At 41.9% G+C, this 19,176-nt stretch carries 16 protein-coding genes; 6 read left to right on the top strand and 10 right to left on the bottom strand.

The window, feature by feature from the left end:
* The first annotated feature begins 19 nt into the window (after positions 1 to 19).
* Positions 20 to 412 (top strand): hypothetical protein, encoded by a 393-nt coding sequence (locus tag Q0590_RS13175; protein ID WP_302038015.1) that lies wholly within the window; start codon positions 20 to 22, stop codon positions 410 to 412.
* Between the two features lie 172 nt (positions 413 to 584).
* Positions 585 to 1,601: a T9SS type A sorting domain-containing protein gene (locus Q0590_RS13170; protein WP_302038014.1), complete on the top strand. Its 1,017-nt coding sequence runs from the start codon at positions 585 to 587 to the stop codon at positions 1,599 to 1,601.
* A 33-nt stretch (positions 1,602 to 1,634) separates the two neighbouring features.
* Here Q0590_RS13170 and Q0590_RS13165 read toward each other — a convergent pair whose 3' ends face one another.
* From Q0590_RS13165 to Q0590_RS13150, 4 genes are all read right to left on the bottom strand, one after another.
* Positions 1,635 to 2,249: a DUF3575 domain-containing protein gene (locus Q0590_RS13165; protein ID WP_302038013.1), complete on the bottom strand. Its 615-nt coding sequence runs from the start codon at positions 2,247 to 2,249 to the stop codon at positions 1,635 to 1,637.
* Positions 2,250 to 2,390: 141 nt separating this feature from the next.
* The gene (locus tag Q0590_RS13160; RefSeq protein WP_302038012.1) at positions 2,391 to 3,152 is read right to left on the bottom strand and encodes an LVIVD repeat-containing protein; all 762 of its coding nucleotides are present in this window, start codon (positions 3,150 to 3,152) and stop codon (positions 2,391 to 2,393) included.
* 90 nt (positions 3,153 to 3,242) lie between these two features.
* Positions 3,243 to 3,788 carry an LVIVD repeat-containing protein gene (locus Q0590_RS13155; protein WP_302038011.1) on the bottom strand — a complete coding sequence of 182 codons (546 nt, stop codon included), beginning with the start codon at positions 3,786 to 3,788 and terminating at the stop codon, positions 3,243 to 3,245.
* A gap of 155 nt (positions 3,789 to 3,943) precedes the next feature.
* Positions 3,944 to 4,654, bottom strand: coding sequence for a DUF3575 domain-containing protein (locus Q0590_RS13150; RefSeq protein WP_302038010.1), 711 nt, complete (start codon positions 4,652 to 4,654; stop codon positions 3,944 to 3,946).
* A gap of 157 nt (positions 4,655 to 4,811) precedes the next feature.
* Between Q0590_RS13150 and Q0590_RS13145 the strand changes: the two genes are divergently transcribed.
* Both Q0590_RS13145 and Q0590_RS13140 read left to right on the top strand, forming a co-directional pair.
* Positions 4,812 to 5,984 (top strand): hypothetical protein, encoded by a 1,173-nt coding sequence (locus Q0590_RS13145; RefSeq protein WP_302038009.1) that lies wholly within the window; start codon positions 4,812 to 4,814, stop codon positions 5,982 to 5,984.
* Between the two features lie 68 nt (positions 5,985 to 6,052).
* Positions 6,053 to 7,408, top strand: a complete 1,356-nt coding sequence (locus Q0590_RS13140) for a glucoamylase family protein (protein WP_302038008.1) — start codon at positions 6,053 to 6,055, stop codon at positions 7,406 to 7,408.
* Positions 7,409 to 7,533: 125 nt separating this feature from the next.
* On the opposite strand, the gene Q0590_RS13135 is transcribed toward Q0590_RS13140, so the two are convergent.
* Positions 7,534 to 7,932: a MotA/TolQ/ExbB proton channel family protein gene (locus Q0590_RS13135; RefSeq protein ID WP_302038007.1), complete on the bottom strand. Its 399-nt coding sequence runs from the start codon at positions 7,930 to 7,932 to the stop codon at positions 7,534 to 7,536.
* A gap of 151 nt (positions 7,933 to 8,083) precedes the next feature.
* Here Q0590_RS13135 and Q0590_RS13130 point away from each other — a divergent pair, with 151 nt between their 5' ends.
* A complete protein-coding gene (locus tag Q0590_RS13130) occupies positions 8,084 to 8,869 on the top strand; it encodes a LytR/AlgR family response regulator transcription factor (RefSeq protein WP_302038006.1) in 786 nt (261 codons plus the stop codon).
* Between the two features lie 40 nt (positions 8,870 to 8,909).
* On the opposite strand, the gene Q0590_RS13125 is transcribed toward Q0590_RS13130, so the two are convergent.
* The 4 genes from Q0590_RS13125 to Q0590_RS13110 form a co-directional block, all read right to left on the bottom strand.
* Positions 8,910 to 11,129 carry a serine hydrolase gene (locus Q0590_RS13125; protein ID WP_302038005.1) on the bottom strand — a complete coding sequence of 740 codons (2,220 nt, stop codon included), beginning with the start codon at positions 11,127 to 11,129 and terminating at the stop codon, positions 8,910 to 8,912.
* 703 nt (positions 11,130 to 11,832) lie between these two features.
* Positions 11,833 to 12,276: a hypothetical protein gene (locus Q0590_RS13120; protein WP_302038004.1), complete on the bottom strand. Its 444-nt coding sequence runs from the start codon at positions 12,274 to 12,276 to the stop codon at positions 11,833 to 11,835.
* 2 nt (positions 12,277 to 12,278) lie between these two features.
* Positions 12,279 to 12,656 (bottom strand): hypothetical protein, encoded by a 378-nt coding sequence (locus Q0590_RS13115; protein WP_302038003.1) that lies wholly within the window; start codon positions 12,654 to 12,656, stop codon positions 12,279 to 12,281.
* 94 nt (positions 12,657 to 12,750) lie between these two features.
* Positions 12,751 to 15,174 carry an ABC transporter permease gene (locus Q0590_RS13110; protein ID WP_302038002.1) on the bottom strand — a complete coding sequence of 808 codons (2,424 nt, stop codon included), beginning with the start codon at positions 15,172 to 15,174 and terminating at the stop codon, positions 12,751 to 12,753.
* 535 nt (positions 15,175 to 15,709) lie between these two features.
* Here Q0590_RS13110 and Q0590_RS13105 point away from each other — a divergent pair.
* A complete protein-coding gene (locus Q0590_RS13105; protein ID WP_302038001.1) occupies positions 15,710 to 16,612 on the top strand; it encodes a manganese catalase family protein in 903 nt (300 codons plus the stop codon).
* A 111-nt stretch (positions 16,613 to 16,723) separates the two neighbouring features.
* On the opposite strand, the gene Q0590_RS13100 is transcribed toward Q0590_RS13105, so the two are convergent.
* Entirely contained in the window at positions 16,724 to 19,159 is a 2,436-nt protein-coding gene (locus Q0590_RS13100; RefSeq protein ID WP_302038000.1) for an ABC transporter permease, read from the bottom strand.
* Positions 19,160 to 19,176 lie beyond the last annotated feature (17 nt).

Below are 19,176 nucleotides of genomic sequence, written 5' to 3'. Positions count from 1 at the left end.
AACAATAAACAATCCCAATATGAAAAAACATGTATATGTAATCTATCTGCTCATACTTCTTGTAGCAGCCGGTACTTCTTGCCAAAGAAAAACAGTCGTACTTCAAAAAGGTAAAAGTACCACAGTAGTAAAAAAGGACAATGGCAAACACAAAGGATGGTACAAAAACCCAAATAACCCACATCATCCGGCGCATAACAGCAATAAAAACGGAAATACAACTGTAATTATTAATAATTCTAACAAGGGGGGTAACACAGTAAAAGCTTCCGGAAATGGAAACAGCGGAAAAACCCAAATGAACAATGGAAATTCAGGCGCAAAAGGAAATTCCGGAAAAAGCCAGGGCAACGGTGGGCATGGAGGCAAAGGAAACAGTAATGGTAATGGAAACAGTAAAGGAAAAAAATAGCAACTAATAAGTTCACTTTTTCAAAGCAGGCCTCTTAGCCTGCTTTTTGCTTTCCATATCTACTTATCAGAGTTCTGGTAGGCAGTGGACAAAAAGAGCAATTTTTACTTTACCAGGTGCTTTATTTTATGTGGTGAAATTTGTAAGTTATCTAAACTTTTAACTAACCACTATGAAATCTTTTTTCTTCATTTTTATCTGCACCGTAGCCTGTTCCTTCTCAACGTATGGTACCCATCTGAAAGGTGCTGAATTAACAGCCAAGCCCATACTGGGTAGTTCATTTACCTATACATTTACCTTAATTTTCTATGGAGAAAGAGTAGGCGTAAACGAAGGATCTAATACATTAGCTGTAGAAAATGGCGTTGAAGTGCCACTCACCTTTATTTCGGAAGAGAAGCTGGATGAAGGATTGGCAAAAATAATTTATACAGCTACGTATACCTATGCTGCTGCTGGCATATATCTGGTTTCTTATACAGGTGGCAGCCGGAATCATGTAGTGAACATGACAGATGGAAGCACCACCAGGTTCTATATAGAATTACCGTTGTTTATTAACCAGGTGATAGGCTTGAACAGTTCACCTGTTTTTTCTACTCCCCCTAAGTTCTCTGCCACTGCTGGAGAAAAATTCACTGATGAATATGGAGCCATTGATGCTGAAGGAGATAGTCTAGTATATAAATTAGTTACTCCACCGGCTGTAGCAGGCTATGTATTTCCGCATGAAGCAGGGGGCAATACCGGAAACACATTTGACATAAACCCTTCTACCGGAACTATCACCTGGGATATGCCGGTTTATGTTGGGAAATATGTACTAGTAGTGCAGATAGAAGAATGGCGGCAAGGTGTGAAGATAGGTTTAACCTATAGAGATATAGAAATTTCGGTAACTGGCTCCAGTCCGGTTACTCCACCTACCGCGGAAGAACGCACATTTACTATCTATCCGAATCCGGCTGATGACAAACTATATATCAATGTACCCGAATCAACTACTGAAACAATAGCAGAAATTTGGAGCATTAAAGGGCAACTTCTCATCCGCAAGCAACTCCAGAGTTCAGGTCATGCCGACGGCGTAATACATATTCAGCACTTACCTGCAGGAGTTTACATACTAAAGGTAGTCTCGTTGAATGGATACGTTACCAGCAGGTTAATTATTATGCGCAACTAATGGCCGGGAAGTAAAAGCAGAAGAGCCAGTTTGCTAGTTGCGGTATAGAAGGTATCCCATTTTAAAGCCCATATTCATGCTAATGAGCCTGTAATTTCCCCGGCGCGTTGGGTAAATTTCCAATAGAATTTCATTATCCCGCCACTGGCCATCATCACCACTGCCGGGCGTTTTTACATAAATGTTCCGGAAGCCCAGGCCTGTATAGAAGTCCAAAGCAATCCGTTTCTCCAGAAGGGCCTGGCCACCAATTTTTACATGGTAGCCAACTACATCCCGTAACACTTTGTATGCTACCTCTTCAAAATAATTGCACATGCCATCTGCACATTCACGGCCAAGGGTGGCCTTCTGATTAAAATTGACACGTTTGTATAATACTTCAAAAGCCGTATATACGCCCGCTGGTTTACGAGAATTTCCCAGGTACAGTCGTACTTCACTTCTGGAACGCCATACTTCTTTATTCCACAAATCGTCGCCGTTGATCGTGTACTTACTGTGGGTATAATGCCCATATCCCAGCTCCTGTTGCAGACTCCAGTTACCTTTCAGCAAATACTCTAACCCAAACTGGATGGTAGGGTCAATATCTACTGCACTGAAAGGCGCCCATTTAATAATGTAGGCAGGCTTAGGTATGTGCATAGAATCAGCAATGTTGTAGACTGAAGATTGAGCTTTTCCCGCAATGTAGCACAGCAGGCATAAGATACATATTCCAGTCTTTTTTATGTGCAAACAAAAAATGGATGCAAAAGGCATACGCAAGTTATACGTTAGAGAATCTTATTGTACGGCGACCGGTATTTTGCTCAATAATTCCAGATGTTGTGGATCTGTGTAGCGGTATTGATACAGGCCATCTTCGCCTGTTAGTAACAAGACTTGGTTATGCGGAATTACATCGTAGCTCTTAACCCCAGGAATAAATTGCGTTTGCACCAGATTAGCAGGATCGGACGCATCAAACACTTTCAAACCAAATTGGCCTTCACATACAAACAATATATCTCCATCAATGCCTAACCCATGCGGGTGCTTCATTGGGTAAGACTGTACTAGTTTCGGCGCACTTAAATTACTGATATCTACCACATCAAGCAGGTTTTGTCCGGTGCGGCAGGTATTGCCATCCCGCAAAGTTACGTATGCATAATTACCCTGCACAACTACCGGATCGCAGCTCTGTACGTGGTCGTAGCGGGAAACCAGCGTAGGACGGTCCGGATTCTGATTGTCATAAATGTGCATACCCGTTTGAGAGCCGATAAACAACTGGTTAGCATAGGGAAAAATGGTTTCTATGCCTACACCTAATTTTACTACATTTCCTTTTATGGGATCGGCAGGTTGGCTGATGTCGTAAATCTGCAAGCTTGTATTGTTTACCGTATATAAATGATTCCCTACCACAGCAAACCTGGCCATAGAGCCGCCTATGCCATTGTTGCCAGGAGACACAGGCGCATTGCTAGAATCCATGCTACAGCTGCCGAGCCACAGGGTGGCTAAACATAACTGACTTAGTACAAATAATTGTTTGAACATTATCTTCATAGGTACTACGTTTCTTGAATACTTGACTAGTTGTTTTTCTAATGCTGTAATAGATTAAGACGTTTACCCTGGCGGCAACCCTTATCGATAGCATTTCGGGTTTTCCAGCATTACCTTTTCCCAGCCTACAATTACCCCTTTTGCAGGATCGGCACATTCGAAACTAACTCCTGTATGTGGTGGGAAAACCTGATTGGGAAAGGCATTTTCAATCCGCTTCAACAGTTTTACATCTACCGGATTACTAATATCCAGCGCAAGCAAATCCACTGCATTATCCGCATACAGCACATTCCCTTTCACAGCTATATCTACATTCCCTGGCACTGAAACAAAGCTGACAGGTTGCGGACTTGCCGGATTTTGGTTGTTGATGATGTGAATTCCTTTATTTAGTTCATTAATGAATACATAATTGCCTTTGATATAAATTTTACCCGCATGCTCCAGAGGTCTGGGAGAAGTACTTGAGAACTGCCGTATCTGCTCATAGGGCATATAAATAGGCCTATATCCTTCCTTTTTTTCCAGAGTTTCCTCCGGTTCGGATGTACAGCCTGCAAGTGAAGCCAGCAACATAGCTATAATTACGCCTGCTACATTTGAAGATAGGTATCGTTTGAACATGTAATGGTTAGTGAGAAGCCTTATGAATATACATACTTATTTTATGCTTTTGAACAAGAGCCTGTTATGAAATTGTAAATAAATTCTATAGAAGTAGAGTGAATGGCTAGAACTTGCTGCGCCAATGATAAGTCAATCTACAAGCCCTGCACAGCTTATTGTTTGTAAAGCAGATATCCAAGTTTAAAGCCTAAATTTCCGCTGACAAGCCCATAATTACCTGGCCGCTGTGGATTAGCCACCAACATTGTATGATCGTCTTTCCAGAACTCTTCCAGTTCTTTGTTAGTTGCTTTTACATGTACATTTCTTCCTCCAATACCCATATAACAATCCAGGAGTGCACGTTTACCAATCCGGGTCTGTACACCGAATTTAATATGAAAACCAAGGGCATCTTTAAAAATTTTATTCTGTACCAGTTCCCTGTATTCGCACCTGCCATTTACACAATTCCGGCCAATTTCTTCATTACCTTTATAGTTTACACGTTTGTATAGCACTTCAAAGGCCAGATAAGCACCAGTAGGTTTTGGCCGGTTGTGGCTTAAATACTTTCTGGCTTCTGTTCTGAAACGCCATACTTCTTTCTGCTGCATATCTTCTTCATCTGGAGTAAAAAACCCACTGTACCCAAAGCGGCCATAGCCCACTTCCTGTTGCACACTCCACATGCCGGAGGGCAGGTATTCCAACCCAAATTGCATGGTTGGGTCAAAATCTATTATACCTAAGGGAGCCCATTTAATAATAAACAAGGGTTTGGGCAATGAATCCAGTTTAGGTTTATAGCCTGTATCCAGGCTTTGAGCACTGGCTGGCAAATACCAGCAGAAAAATAAAATTAATATACCTATTTTTTTCATGATAAATCTGTGTAGTTTGTATGTAAGTGCCTCTTAATCAATAGGCAGCAAGCTTATATAACTTTTTTTCTGTAGATGATCTAGCCATTGGTCTTGCAACCTTATTGCATGATTTAGGGTCATAGTTTATGAAGAAAGCCCTTTAAAGTAACCTCCCATGAGAAGCCATCATTTACTACCTTTACTCTTGCTGTGTATCTTGTTCTTAGCCCAGTGTACCAAAGAAGAAGATACCAGCCCGGCAGAAAATCTGATGCAGGAGGCAAGTAAAATTTCGTATACCTACCCAGCTTTAAGCACAGAACCGATGCAAAAAGCCAGTACCTTAACGGCTGCTGAATGGAATGATTTAGCTAACTGGCAACTGTGGACACCTCAACTAAAACTGGGAGCAGGCAGGCTTGTGCAGGAGAAATGGCATTTCGCCTTGCAGCATAGATATACTGTCGTGCTAACCGATAGCTTACATAAAAGAATAACTGATGCAAGAATTACCCTGGAAACCTCACAAGGCACACTTCTGGACGAGAGCCGCACTGATAATAATGGTGTTAGCTATCTTTTTCTTACGGCTCCTACCAAACCGGAAGACCTTCGGCTTAAAATTGTGTATGCTGATCAGGTATTTTACATAGGCGACCTCAATCCACAAAACGGGCGTATCGAAAAACAATTAAATATTCAGAGAAATGTATCGCCAGTAATGGATATACTCTTTGTAGCAAATACCAGCCTTGCCACTGCAGACAAACTAGTATACCTGCAGAAGGAATTAAAAGAGATCATAAACAAAACAAAAAGTCAATCAGACTCTACGTTACATATTAGACTTGGCAGTATTTTCTATGGCCTACATGCCGGTAATTCTGTTATCCGCACCCACCCTTTCATTCTTCAGCCTGAGCCTACCCTGCTCACCTTTACCAAACCCTATACCACCGTAACGCATTCTCCGGAGACAATTGATCTGGCTTTGGAAGAGGCAATATACCGGCAAGCCTGGGCGAAAAATGCCAGTAGCCGCCTTCTATTTTTATTGTTAGACACGCCCTTTCTACAAGATCCTGGCACCATCACCCGGTTAAGTAGCCTAAGCAGGGAAGCAGCCAGGCAAGGTATCCGGATTATTCCTGTCAGCATGGGTAGCATGAATCTATCCGGCGAATTATTGCTGCGCTCTTTGGCAATCCGCACCAATGGCACCTATATTTTTGTTACACACCCGGAAGAGGGCCTTAGCAATCCCCTATCTACCATCAGTACGTACACGGATGAGCCTTTGAACAACCTGATGCTCCGATTACTCGTGAAATACAGTAAATTGAACTAATGTTTCTGTTGACTGTATACCTGTGGTATACTGCGTATTGCCAGCAGAAGCTCCATCACCTATCGGCAATGAAAAATAACTATCTCCTTCTTTTGGCTATCTGTCTGATAATATGTACTGTAAGTGTCAGCTTTGCACAAAATACAGCTACCCAGCGGCCTAAAAAATTAACCGACGACGAGCTTCTGGAACTGGTACAAAAGCAAACGTTCCGGTACTTCTGGGATTTTGGGCACCCGGTGAGTGGCATGGCCAGAGAGCGCAGCAACGTGGCTTTTGAGTATGGAGGAGAAGTAGTAACAACTGGTGGAACAGGCTTCGGTTTGATGGCTATCATTATTGCAGCTGAAAGAAAATGGATTACCCGGGAACAAGCCGCTGAACGGGTATTAAAAATTGTGAATTTTCTCTGGAAAGCAGATAGCTTTCATGGGGTATTTCCGCACTGGTTGAATGGCGAAACAGGTAAAGTAATTCGTTTTAGCCAGAAAGACGATGGAGGAGATTTGGTAGAAACTTCCTTTTTGTTTCAGGGCTTGATTTGTGCCAGACAATATTTTACAGCTGATACCCCTACAGAAACACAATTGCGCAATAAGATTCTCTGGATGTGGGAAGGCGTAGAATGGAACTGGCATACGCAAGGTGGCCAGAATGTACTATACTGGCACTGGAGTCCTAATAATGGCTGGAGCATGAACCATCAAATACGTGGCTGGAACGAATGCTTGATCACCTATGTACTGGCGGCCTCTTCTCCGAAATTTTCTATTGAACCGAATGTATACCACCAGGGCTGGACAGCCAGTACCCACTTCCGGAATGAACGGGAATTTTATGGTATTAAACTACCCTTAGGTTTCGACTATGGAGGCCCTTTGTTCTTTTCTCATTATTCTTTTCTGGGGTTAGATCCCAGAGGATTAAAAGATAACTATGCAGATTACTGGCAACAAAATCTCAATCATACCTTAATAAACCGGGCACACTGCCTGGAAAATCCTAAAAAATACAAAGGGTATGGCAAAAACAGCTGGGGACTTACCGCCAGCGATAGCCACGTAGGGTATGCAGCCCATTCACCTGCAGAAGATCTGGGTGTTATAACCCCTACCGCAGCCTTATCAGCTTTCCCTTATACGCCCGAATACTCCATGGAAGCCCTGAAACATTTCTACTTCGATTTGGGCGATAAACTTTGGTCGGAATATGGATTTATAGATGCCTTTAGTGAACACCATAACTGGTATGCCAAATCGCATCTGGCTATTGACCAGGGCCCCATTATTGTGATGATTGAAAACCACCGTACCGGCCTGATCTGGAAATTGTTTATGAGCTCACCTGATGTAAAAAGAGGCCTGGACAAATTAGGGTTTACCTATACTGGAAAAGTAGAAAGTAATAAAGCCCAAAAGAAGTAAGCGATACGTCTTTCCCATCGTTTTCTTCTCAGGAGAGTATATTTTTTACAAGAGCAAATCAATATGGATAGGCAAACGTATCTTTGATCTGCTCTTGTTCTATGCTTGCCATAGCTGTTTTTACCTCATCCAATTCCGTTAACATTCGTTGTTCGCTGGTTCAATAGGGATTCCAGCGAAAACCAAAGTAAATAGGAAAGCAGAAAAATAATGATTCCATAGATACTCGTAATAGACGAAACCCGCAGCCCGGCAGCTAGCAAAGCAGGCGAAATGCTTTCCATTTTCTCAATGTCAATAAATGCCTGATACAAACCAATGGCTTGCCCAAATATTCCGAATATAAAAGCAAACAATCCTACAGATTTAATATACGTTAACTGGTGGCGGGTTTTGTCAGGTAAGTTTACTTTACCCGCCACAAGTTGTAAGGCCAATATTACTGTAATGGCAAAAACAGCAAGCAGTATCAGCGTAAGAATACCCATGAATAAGATTCCTCCCTGGAACAATAGATCTAACATAGTTTTACAGTTTAATTAAAATTTATCTAGGCCAAAACTAAGACCCTACGCATAGCTTTGTCAATGTAAAATCCGGTCCGAAACCTGTATTTCATCGATTATTCTATCTATTTTACGAAACAAATACCATTTTTAAGGTAAAATTATTCTTATGAAGATACTCAAGCATGTATTGTTCTGGGTTGCTATCCTAAGTGTACTCACCATCGTGTTTGGCAGTGTAAATGGTAATTATCTAGAATCGTTTTACTTTGTAGCCATGCTGTTACCGGTAGTGGTCGGGACAGCCTATTTTTTTAATAATTATCTGGCACCACACTTTTTGTTCAAGCGAAAGACTTTCCGGTTTATTCTGTATTCTATCTACCTGCTTATTGTTTCACTATATCTGGAAATGATCGTTATAACCCTGGCATTCATTTTCCTGGCGAATTATCAGTATAAGAACATGAATCCAGTTGCCTCTAATGTATTTGTGTTGGCTACTGCCTTGTATTGCATTGTTTTTTTATATGGATTTATTTTGCTTGTCCGGCGGTCGTTTGCCAATCAACGGGTTATCCAGGGCTTTGAAGCAGAAATGGCCAAGCAACAGACCGGTTTTTTACTGCTGCGGGTAGACCGCCAAACGGTTAGAGTAATGCAAGATGAAATTGCCTATCTGGAGAGTTTGGGAGATTATGTAAAAATTATGACGGCGGCCACCAGGCCCTTACTGACCAAGGAAAAAATAAGTAAGCTGAATGAGCGGCTGCCTGCCTCTTTCCTGCGGATACACCGTTCCTACATTGTAAACAGCGGTAAAATTCAATCGTATAACAGTGAGCAACTTCGGATAAAAGATATAACCTTGCCTATTAGCCGCACCTATAAAAAGACAGTATTGCATGCGTTGGAAGGAAAGGTAGCTTGGCAATCGGCAGCAGATAGTGACTAAGCAGACCATCTGTTGATTATCTTCCCCTAACCTTAACAAACTAATTTGTTTCGGGCTTATTTCCTTTTACATCAGCCACCAGAGTTTTGGGTGTAGACATAGATTCATATACGACACTTTGAATCTTCTCCCGTACTTTGTAGCGGGCTAACTTATTATTCTCCGCATTAGGATATACCCGGTTAGACAAAAAGATATATACTAGCTCCTGGTCGGGGTCTATCCACACACAAGTACCAGTGAAACCTGTATGCCCGAATGAGTTACGTGAAGCCAGATCCGATACACCGCCACCGCCATCTGGTTCAGGGCGGTCCCATCCTAAGCCACGGCGGTTTTTAGGCTGGTATGTTTTGGTAAATGTAGGAATCGTGTTGTCAGGGAAGTACCGTTTGCCTCCATAATATCCTTTCTGCAAGTTCATTTGCATGAGCACAGCCAGATCATTCGCATTACCGAAAAGCCCGGCATGGCCAGCTACGCCACCCATCAAAGCTGCCTCCTGATCGTGTACGGTTCCACGTACCAGTTTACCTCTGAACCTGTTATCCAGTTCGGTAGGAGCAATATAGCTTTCTTTGAATTTTTTCAGCGGATTAAAGGTCAGTTCATCCAGGCCCAAGGAATGATAAAAATATTTATCTACATAGGCATCCAGAGACATGTTGGTTTGCCGCTCTACCAGTTGCTGGAGAATATCGAAACCTATATCACTGTAGCGGTAAGCATACGATTTCTGACGCTGTGGCTTTTTCATCAATCTGGATTGGATAGTCCAGTTCCATAAGGAATCTTTTAGGGTAGCCACCCCATACAAGCCGGTAGCTACTACTAGTGGATGCATTTCGTCCAGCTCATAGCTATAATACGTAGTGTCGAATTCTGACTCAACTTTTGTACGCGTCCAGTGATCTTGAAAAGCAAGCAACCCTGCCTGATGAAGCAATAAATCCTGAATAACAATATGTTCTTTGTTCGTTCCTTTTAGTTCGGGTAAGTAGTCGGCTATTTTTGCTTTCACATTCAGCATCCCTTTGGCCTGTAATGCCATCACTGCTTGCAAGGTAGCAGCCACTTTTGTTACAGAAGCCAGGTCATAAATAGTTTTCTTGGTTACCTGTTCTTTCTTGTCATACGTTAAGTAGCCGTAGGCTTTCTCATAAATTACCTTTCCATTCTTGGCAACCAGAACCTGGGCTCCAGGCATTACACTGTCTTTAATGCAGGCTTCTACAATTTTGTCGATACGTTGTAAGGTAGGGGTATGCATACCTAAACGCTCGGGAACGGTGTAGCCAAGCCGCTTAAGGGTTTGAGTAGTTTCACCGGTACCTGCGGGCAACGCCTGGCTCACGGTTACAGGTAAACGTCCGGTAGCAGAAACGGCACCAAAAAGAACTTGAGGAATAAGGGTCTGCGTAACTTCCGTATCTTCATATGCACACAGGAGATGGTCTATGCGGTCGAAATATTTTAAGCTATAGGGTGTACCAAACACGACCAACGCTACAGTAGTTTTGCTCCGGAGCCTTTCCAGAAAAGTACGGGTAGACTGAGGAATGCCATATGCCTGACTGGCAGAAGTATTGAGCCCATGTAAGCCTATTACTACTACTTTGTAATCGGCCAACTTTGTTAGCAGAGATTCATAGGCACTGGAGGAAGTATCTTTCCGGGCAATGGCAAAATGCTGGAACGTCGTATACTTATCCAGGTATTCCTGAAAAGTATTCCCTTTCGCTTCACCAATGGTAAGAGAAGCAAAAGACAAGGTGTCCAGGCTGCGGAAAGGGAGTAACCCTTGTTTGTTATTAACTACGGTAATGGCTTTTTCATACAACTCAAAATCCATAGCCTTCACCTGCGGACTTACTATTTGCTTAACCACAATCGGCATAGTGGCAGGCTTTACATCTTTGGATTGCACTTCTTTAGCAGCCAGCTGAGTGCCCTGCATGTTAATCCGGAAGGGCACAATTACTTCAGCTGTGGTATCGCCGGTAAAAGGCAACTGCCAGCTGAGACTTTCTGCGGTAAATAAGTTAGTATTGTTCAGGTACTGGAGTACTTGCTCTTTTGTATCTTTTATGAGCGCATACGGGCTGGCGAAAGGAGAAGCTGAATCTGATTTGCTGAACCAGGCGGTCCATAATTTTCCTGTTCTTGCCTGCAATACAGACCTGAGATTATACTCTTGTTTGAATTGGGAAGCAAGAAAAATAAAAATCAAAGGCAATATCACAGACAGCAATCTTTTCATAAGCAATGAGTAATAAATCTGTTTTATAAACAAAACCCTTTAAACGTACTGTATTTTATTAAGTTTTATCTGTACTTTATTTACTAATACTTCATCAATTCTAATGCCACTAACAGAAAAAACCTGTTTGCTACTGAATAAAATTATGTATTTTTCAAATTTACCAAAACAATATTTGCTTCACCGATAAAATAATTCATATTTTATTGGCAGTAAGCAACTCAAAAGACTTTTTAGAAAACTACTGGCGAATAAGGGATAAAAGGATGATTCCCTCTGCAAATCACTACCAGAACTGGTAGGGATAATTCAAGAAATATAAAGTTACTATGTTTGTTATTATTTTTATTTTGCTCTAATGCCTTCATGCCAAATAATAAACTAAAAAAGCCAGTATATCTTATATTCCATTTGCTTCTACTTATAGTACATTATTTTGTACTATAAAGTTCTACGAGAAGATCAATATCTGTCAAAATAAAAAAGCATATTCAAGTTACGGCAAAGCGCAAAAAAGCGGATATACCGGAATCTTTATAACCGGATTACAAAAACAATAGGTAAGCCTTTATAAAACAGGCGCTTAATGAAAGCTAAAATAAAAAATGATGTATGAGGTGGAAGTAAATGCAGATAAGCTGGCAAGCTCTATGAATATACACAATGCTACTTACCAGCTTGCTTTCAAAGGGTGTTGTCTGGATCAGTTAAATAAGGCAAAACATTTATTCAGGTCTTGTTCGGTTATTTCAAACAAAAACTTTCCTCTTCCCAATGGCTTTTTCTTGTTATACTGATAAACTTTTGTGCCGGCAGCAAAGCCTACATACCGGGTCTCCAAAGGATTAAATGCCAGTATGTTGCCACTTATTTCTATCTGTTGTGGCCAAATACTATTGTTTTGAATGCTGAATGCAACAGAAGATAATTCCTCTGCCGATGCTATTATTTGAGAGGCCGGCGGCAATGTATCCGACGGTACTGTATTACCTTCACTCTTCGGTTGATACGCTTGGTTATATGCATCATAGTACTTTTTACGTTCAGCTTTACTCATGCTTTCCGGATAAGGGATATGGCAACTAGCCAGTATACATATAACCACTAAAGCAGACACTAGTGTAGAAAAGAGCTGCAGATGTCTCATACTTATAGTTTTTTACCAATGAACTCTGTTCCGTTTAAGAGGATGCGAATGTCAGAAAAACTGCTGTCTGCCAAAGCCTTGAAGGTGATAAGTGCATGAAAAGCAGGCACATTGAAAGAGTTTTCTCCTTGCAGATACATTTCTACTTTCCGTTCTCCGGTTGCCTGTACATAGAGTTTTCCGTTTTCCTGCGTAATGAGGACTTTATCAAAATCTGCACCCTGCATTTGATACTCACCTACAAATGCATCATACGTTACCATTTCAGCAGGCAACTGCTCATAGGCTGCGGAACCCGATGCCGGTATGGAAGACTCGTACAATTGCTTTTCTGAACAGCTTACAATTACTGCTAAAAAAAGGAAAGAAAGTTGTTTCATAAGTAATGCTAAATAAAGGAGTTATTGCAGGCAAACCAGCTGGTACATAGCTTATCTACATATTAGCTATAAGGAATGGTAAGCTTTAGTTATCTTATTCGGTTCGGAGGGAGCTAACTGGGTTAGATTTGGCTGTTTTAATCGTCTGGATACTAATGGTAAGTGAAGCAAGCAACAAGATCAACAGAGCCGGTAGTATAAACAACCAGGCATTTAGCTCAATACGGTACGGATAATTTTGTAGCCATTGTTGCATACCTAGGTAGGTAAGTGGCCAGGCAACCAGGTTGGCTATTAATACCAGCTTAATAAAATCTTTGGATAACAACAATAAAATACCCTTCTCAGACGCTCCTAATACCTTACGGATGCCTATTTCTTTTGTCCGTTGCGTGATAGTGAACGATGCCAGGCCAAATAACCCCAGACAAGCTACGATAATTGCCAGCAGGGCAAACAAGCCAAATACTTGCCCGAACTGACGATCGGCCTGATATTTCTGGTCAAAATAGTCATCTAAGAAAAAGTACTCAAAAGGATTGCCTGGAAATAAAGCCTGATATTGTTTTTTTGCATTTGCTATGGTTGCCGCTATCTGTTGCACAGCCTGCTCGTTAGAATTAATACGCAGCGTAAAATAGTTAGCCCACTCACTGCGAAAGACAATTAACGCCTCCAAGGTAGTTTTTAAGGATTCATGATGATACGCTTTTACCACGCCAATGATGCGTCCTTCCCTGGTATCGCCATTATAGATTGGTTGATTGATAGCTTCGCCTGGGGTTGCAAATCCCAGTTGTTTAAGGGCAATCTCATTTACTATTACCTCCTTATTTTCTCCATCGGTTGGGCTTGCCGAAGAAAATGTCCGCCCGGCCAGCAGTTGGATTTGATACGCTTCAAAAAAATCAGAATTTACATAAAACACATTGTATTTCCGGGTAGGGTCTGCTTTGCGGGTTTGTTGCCGGAAGCCGGTAGAATACCAGTTGTACCCTCTGCCTGGTATGCTTTGCGAAGCCGTTACCTGGCTTACTGCCGGATACCGCTTCATTTCATTTTTATATACGCCCACATTTTTGACAAACTCTTTTTCATCTCCTTGAACAGATGGCGCCTTAATTATCAGGAGTTGAGACAAATTAATGCCTAGCTCTTTGTTGCGCATGTACATGAGCTGGCTATATATGGTAAATGTGCCGGTGAGAATAGTAACAGAGGCAGCAAATTGAATTACGACTAAGGCTTTGCGCAAGCTCGCTCCACGTAAATTTTTAGAATAACTACCTTTTAATACTTGCGCGGGTTTAAAAGACGATAAAATAAAGGCCGGATAGGCACCAGCTAAAAACGCACCTACAATAAACAACAATAAAAGAAAGAGCCACAGTGTATGTGTATGTAACAAGGCAATGGACAAAGGTTTGCCAGTAAGTGTATTAAATAATGGCTGACACAGTTGTACAAATGTAACGGCAAGAACAATAGCTAATAGGTTCAGTAAAAGAGCTTCCAGTAGAAATTGCCCGATTAACTGCGGCCGGCTGGAACCAGATACTTTCCGTATCCCTACTTCCTTTGCCCGGTCTAATGCCCGTGTGGTAGACAAGTTAATATAATTTACCCAAGCAATCAGAAGTATAAAGAGGGCAATGGTCGTAAGGAAATACACTAGCTTGCTGTTCCCATTGGTGCCGGCTTCTGCCGGAAGATTGGAATATAAGTGAATGCCTGTCATGCGCTGTAACGCCAGCTTGCTTTTCTCATCTGCCCCTACTTGTTTGATTAATCCCGGAAACTTGTCTGCCAGTAGCTGGGGACTGGCTTCTTTGGTTAACTGCACATAGGTATAAAAACTAGTCCAGCTCCAGTTGCTGAGTTTAGCCCAGAACTGGCTCGTCGTGTTCAGTGTAGAAATAGAAAGTAAAGCATGAAATTGTAAATGTGAGTTTATGGGTACATCTTGTAGTACTGCGCTAACCGTACAGGTATGTTCGCCAAACTGGTCATAAAACGTAAGTGTTTTGCCTACCGCTTTTTCACTACCAAAATACTTTTTTGCATACGTCTGGCTGATCACGATCGTATTAGGTTCGCTTAATAAGCCGGGGAACTGGGGAGTAAGTAAGGGATAAGAAAACACCTGGAAGAAATCCTCATCTACATAAGCAAATTTTTCTTCATTATAAACTGCCTGTGCTTGAGCAATACGCACTACGCCGCTGGTATATAAAAATCTGGCTACGCTGGCTATTTCTGGAAAACGCGACTTTAACAAAGGCCCCAGGGGAGCACTGGCAGTTGCCACATACGTTTCGTCTTCCGGCGATTGCACAACTACCCGGTATACACGATTGCCTTCTGTATGAAAAGTATCATAGCTTGTTTCAAAAACGACATATTCTAAAATTAATAGACAAGCCGCCATACCAAGAGCCAACCCAAGGATATTTATCAGAGAAAACAACTTGTTCTTCTGTATGTTTCTCCAGGCAATAATGAGATAATTATGAAACATGGGGATTATTTTTATTACAACTAACAAATAATGGGCTGCTCAACTATGTGTACAAGATACCTTACTACAGGCATACTTCCATACACTAAGCAAGCCACAGGTAGTACGTAGCTAGAATAATACCATGTATACAATTATCTATATATCAGCAGCTTAATATATAAACATACTAAGATTTGGCTGAGATTGTATCAGAATGACACAGCGCATTGTATCAAAGTAAAACAAACCCTTTAAAATTGTGCGTATCTCCCCAATGAATATTGTTTATCCTACGCCGGCTGATTAAAGACTACGTGTAAGTGTATAGTAGCATAACCGGCTTTTGCAAAAAATAACAAACCATTTTAGTTCTACTATTCCTTTATAGCATTAAAAATAGCCTTACAAAAAAATAATTAGTAAATGCACATATTTTAGGTGAAACCTCCAACATTTCTCTTTTCCATGCCGTACACCTTTCGAAAGCATCTCTTACCCAAGTTTAATTAAGTAATACTCCTAAAACCACCTCAATCAAACAAACCACTTTCCTATGATTTCACGCATGGACCGGCTGGCTGTTGACCTGCCAAAACCCAAAAATCCGTCGCCAAATGATGCGGCAGCCGTTCAAGAATTACTTGGCGGTAAATTCGGAGAAATGTCTACTCTGATGAATTACACCTTTCAATCGTTTAATTTCCGAGGCCGCGACCGGCTTAGGCCATTTTATGATCTGATTGCCAGTATTGCGGCTGAAGAATACGGCCACATCGAGGCTGTTTCTTATGCTATTAATTTGCTTCTGACCGGAACTTCCAAAAGAGGTACCGATCCAACTAAAACGCCTTTGGCTGACACCACAGATGCCCGCAATACGCGGCACTTCATTGCCAGCGGACAAGCGGCTCTTCCTATGGATTCTATGGGTGACTTCTGGACTGGGGCAAATGTATTTTCCAGTGGTAACCTGAAATTGGATTTGCTACATAACTTCTTCCTGGAGTGTGGTGCCAGAGCTAACAAAATGCGGGTTTACGAAATGGTTTCTGACCCTACGGCCCGTCAGATGTTAGGCTATTTGTTGGTTCGTGGAGGTGTGCATGTGGTTGCCTATGCAGTTGCCTTGGAAAAACTCACTGGTGTAGAAGTAAGGAAACTGGTGCCTGTACCAGAGCTTAAGAATGATGCGTTTCCGGAAGCATTACAGTTTATGAAAAACAAAGAGCATCTGAAACTCTATTCTTTCAGCCAGTCAGACTATCAGCAAGCTGGGCTAATATTTAATGGTCCACATCCGGAAGATGGTCAGCCATTGGAGTTTGTAATCGGACATCCTGAGACGTTTGCACCGCCTGTGTTAGAGGAAGAACCCCAGCTAAATTCACCGGGTGCTGAAAATTATGATCCGCAAATGTTTATAGATATGGCCAAGAAAATGGGTATCAAATTTTAATAAAGCTACCATTGTAAAAAGGCTGCAAGTGTTTATTGCAGCCTTTTTTATTGTAAGCATTTTATAACTAAACCCGCCTGTTGAATTTCTAGGTACATTCATTTCACTCTTCTACTCATCTCTCAAAGCTTTCACCGGGTTTTCTTTAGCAGATTTTAAAGTTTGGTAGAAAATAGTCAGAAAAGCAATTAGTACAACTGCCAGGCTAGGTATAATAAAAAAACCTGCATGAATAGGTGTATGGTACGCATACCCGGAAAGCCATGTGTATATACTCCAGTAGATAATAGGCCAGGCAATTAGGTTTGCCCATAACACCAGCTTCATAAAATCCTTGGCTAGTAATAGTAAAATAGAAGAAACAGACGCACCTAATACTTTCCGTACACCTATTTCTTTATTTCGCTGAATGGAAGCATAGGAAACAAGTCCAAATAATCCCAGGCAAGCAATAAAAATAGCCATCCCTGAAAATAAGCTAAAAATATATCCAAACCGCTTGTCTGCCTCATATTGCTTGGCAAAATGTTCGTCCATAAAAAAATACTCAAAAGGGCTGTCCGGATAAAGCTTTTTATAGGTTTGCTCGATGGATGCTATAGTCTGCGGAAGAAGATGGGGAGTTATTTTAGCAGAGAAGTATTTTGCGTTGGTGGCACTTAGCTCCAGGATAATAGGGATTACTTCTTTCGCTAAAGAATACTGATGAAAATCTTTGATAACTCCTATAATAGTTTTTTCACCCTCATAAAGTATCCGCTGGTTTACTGCCTCTGCCGGACTTTGAAAGCCCAATACTTTTATAGCTGCTTCGCTTAAAATCAGGCTGTTTTTTTCGGTAGACAGGTCTTTAGTAAAATTCCTGCCGGCCAGTAACTTCATAGCATAAGTACGCATAAAATCAATATCTGCCTGTACATGATGAAACATATGTCCTACCTCTGCCGGCACAGTGCCTACCCTGCCAACGGCACCAATGGTACCATACATACCGGCGTTAGGTACAGAAGAAAAAACCGTAACGGTAGCAATGGCAGCCTGCGAAAGAAGCTCTTGTTTGAACACAGCCGCCTTGTTACCGGCTACAGAATCGGCTACTTTCAGCGAAGGAGCTTTTACTACCAGCAGCTGGTCTATGTTCATACCCAGGTCGGATGTCTGCATAAACTGCATTTGCCTGTAAACAGTATACGTTCCGGCCACCATCAGCACGGCTACTACAAATTGCAGCATAATCAATATCCGTCTGAATGAAAATATACTGAATGACTGGTGCATTTTTCCTTTAAGGGCCAGTACTGGTTTGAAGGACGAAAGCAGGTAAGCCGGATACATACCAGACAAAAAAGATCCGGCTAAGAATACTCCACTCAAGGAAAGCCACAAACCTGTATCCAGCCATTTGAACACATAGAAAGGTTTGGCAGCTACCTTATTTAGCCAGGGACCGGCTAGTTGTACCAAAGTAAAGGCCAGCAAAAGGGCGGCAAAGTTTAGTAGCAGCGCTTCAAAGAAGAACTGACTGCTTAGCTGCTTACGGCTGGCTCCAATTACTTTCCGTACAGCTACTTCTTTGGCCCGCTCCAAGGCACGGGCTGTAGATAAATTGACGTAATTTATACAGGCCAATAGCAGAATAAAAAAGGCCACCAGCATCAATAGGCGGACAGTAGCTATATTTCCATTGGCCTCTGCTTCATTTTGCAGGTCGGAGTGCAGGTGTATATCCAGCAGCGGTTGCAACACAAGCTCAGTCCGGTTCTGCCCGATACCCAATCCTGGACCTTCATTCCAAACTTTGCCTAAGTATTTATCAATAAAAGCGGGAAGCTTAGCACGTAGGTTTGGCACATCTGTGCCGGGAGCCAGCAGGATATAGGTGAAATGATCGATACTATCCCACCCGTTTAACCGTTCGTTGCCTATATGGCTTGCCAATGTTTGTATGGAAACCAGGAAATCAATAGGGACATGTGAATTAGAGGGCAAATCGGCAAACACACCCTTCACTGTTACATCCTGCTCCAGCAACCGAGTTTTTAGGGTAAGTACCTTCCCTACTGCCTGCTCCTTTCCGAAATATTTTTTAGCCGCAGACTGGGAAAGCAGAATTTCATTAGGAGCTTGTAAGCCTGGTGCATTACTCCCCTGCTGCATCTGTAAGGTGAATATGTTCAGAAGGTCTGCATCTGCAAAGAATAAATTCTCTTCAGTGAATGCCTGATTCTGGTAGGATACAATACTTCTGCGGAAGCTTAGTCTGGTAAAGGCCGCTACTTCCGGAAAATCTGCTTTCATAGCCGGCCCGAGTCCCAGAAAGGTAGCTGCATATTGAGCAGGTATACCTTCGCGGTAGAAATTAGTACCCACCCGGTATATCCGCTCACCCTTCTCATGAAACGCGTCGTAGGTGAGTTCGTAGCGGATGTATTGCACAATCAGCAGAAAAGCCGCCATGCCAACTGCCAAGCCTGTTACATTAATAACAGAAAACGATTTGTAACGCAGCAAAGCCCGGGAAGCAGTAAAGAGGTAATTGCGAAGCATGAAGAGAGTAAGGACTA

It is taken from the genome of Rhodocytophaga aerolata, from assembly GCF_030503435.1.
Taxonomy (GTDB): Bacteria; Bacteroidota; Bacteroidia; order Cytophagales; family 172606-1; genus Rhodocytophaga; species Rhodocytophaga aerolata.
The sequence above is the reverse complement of the archived record's forward strand: the minus strand, read 5'-3'. Positions and strand labels throughout refer to the sequence as shown.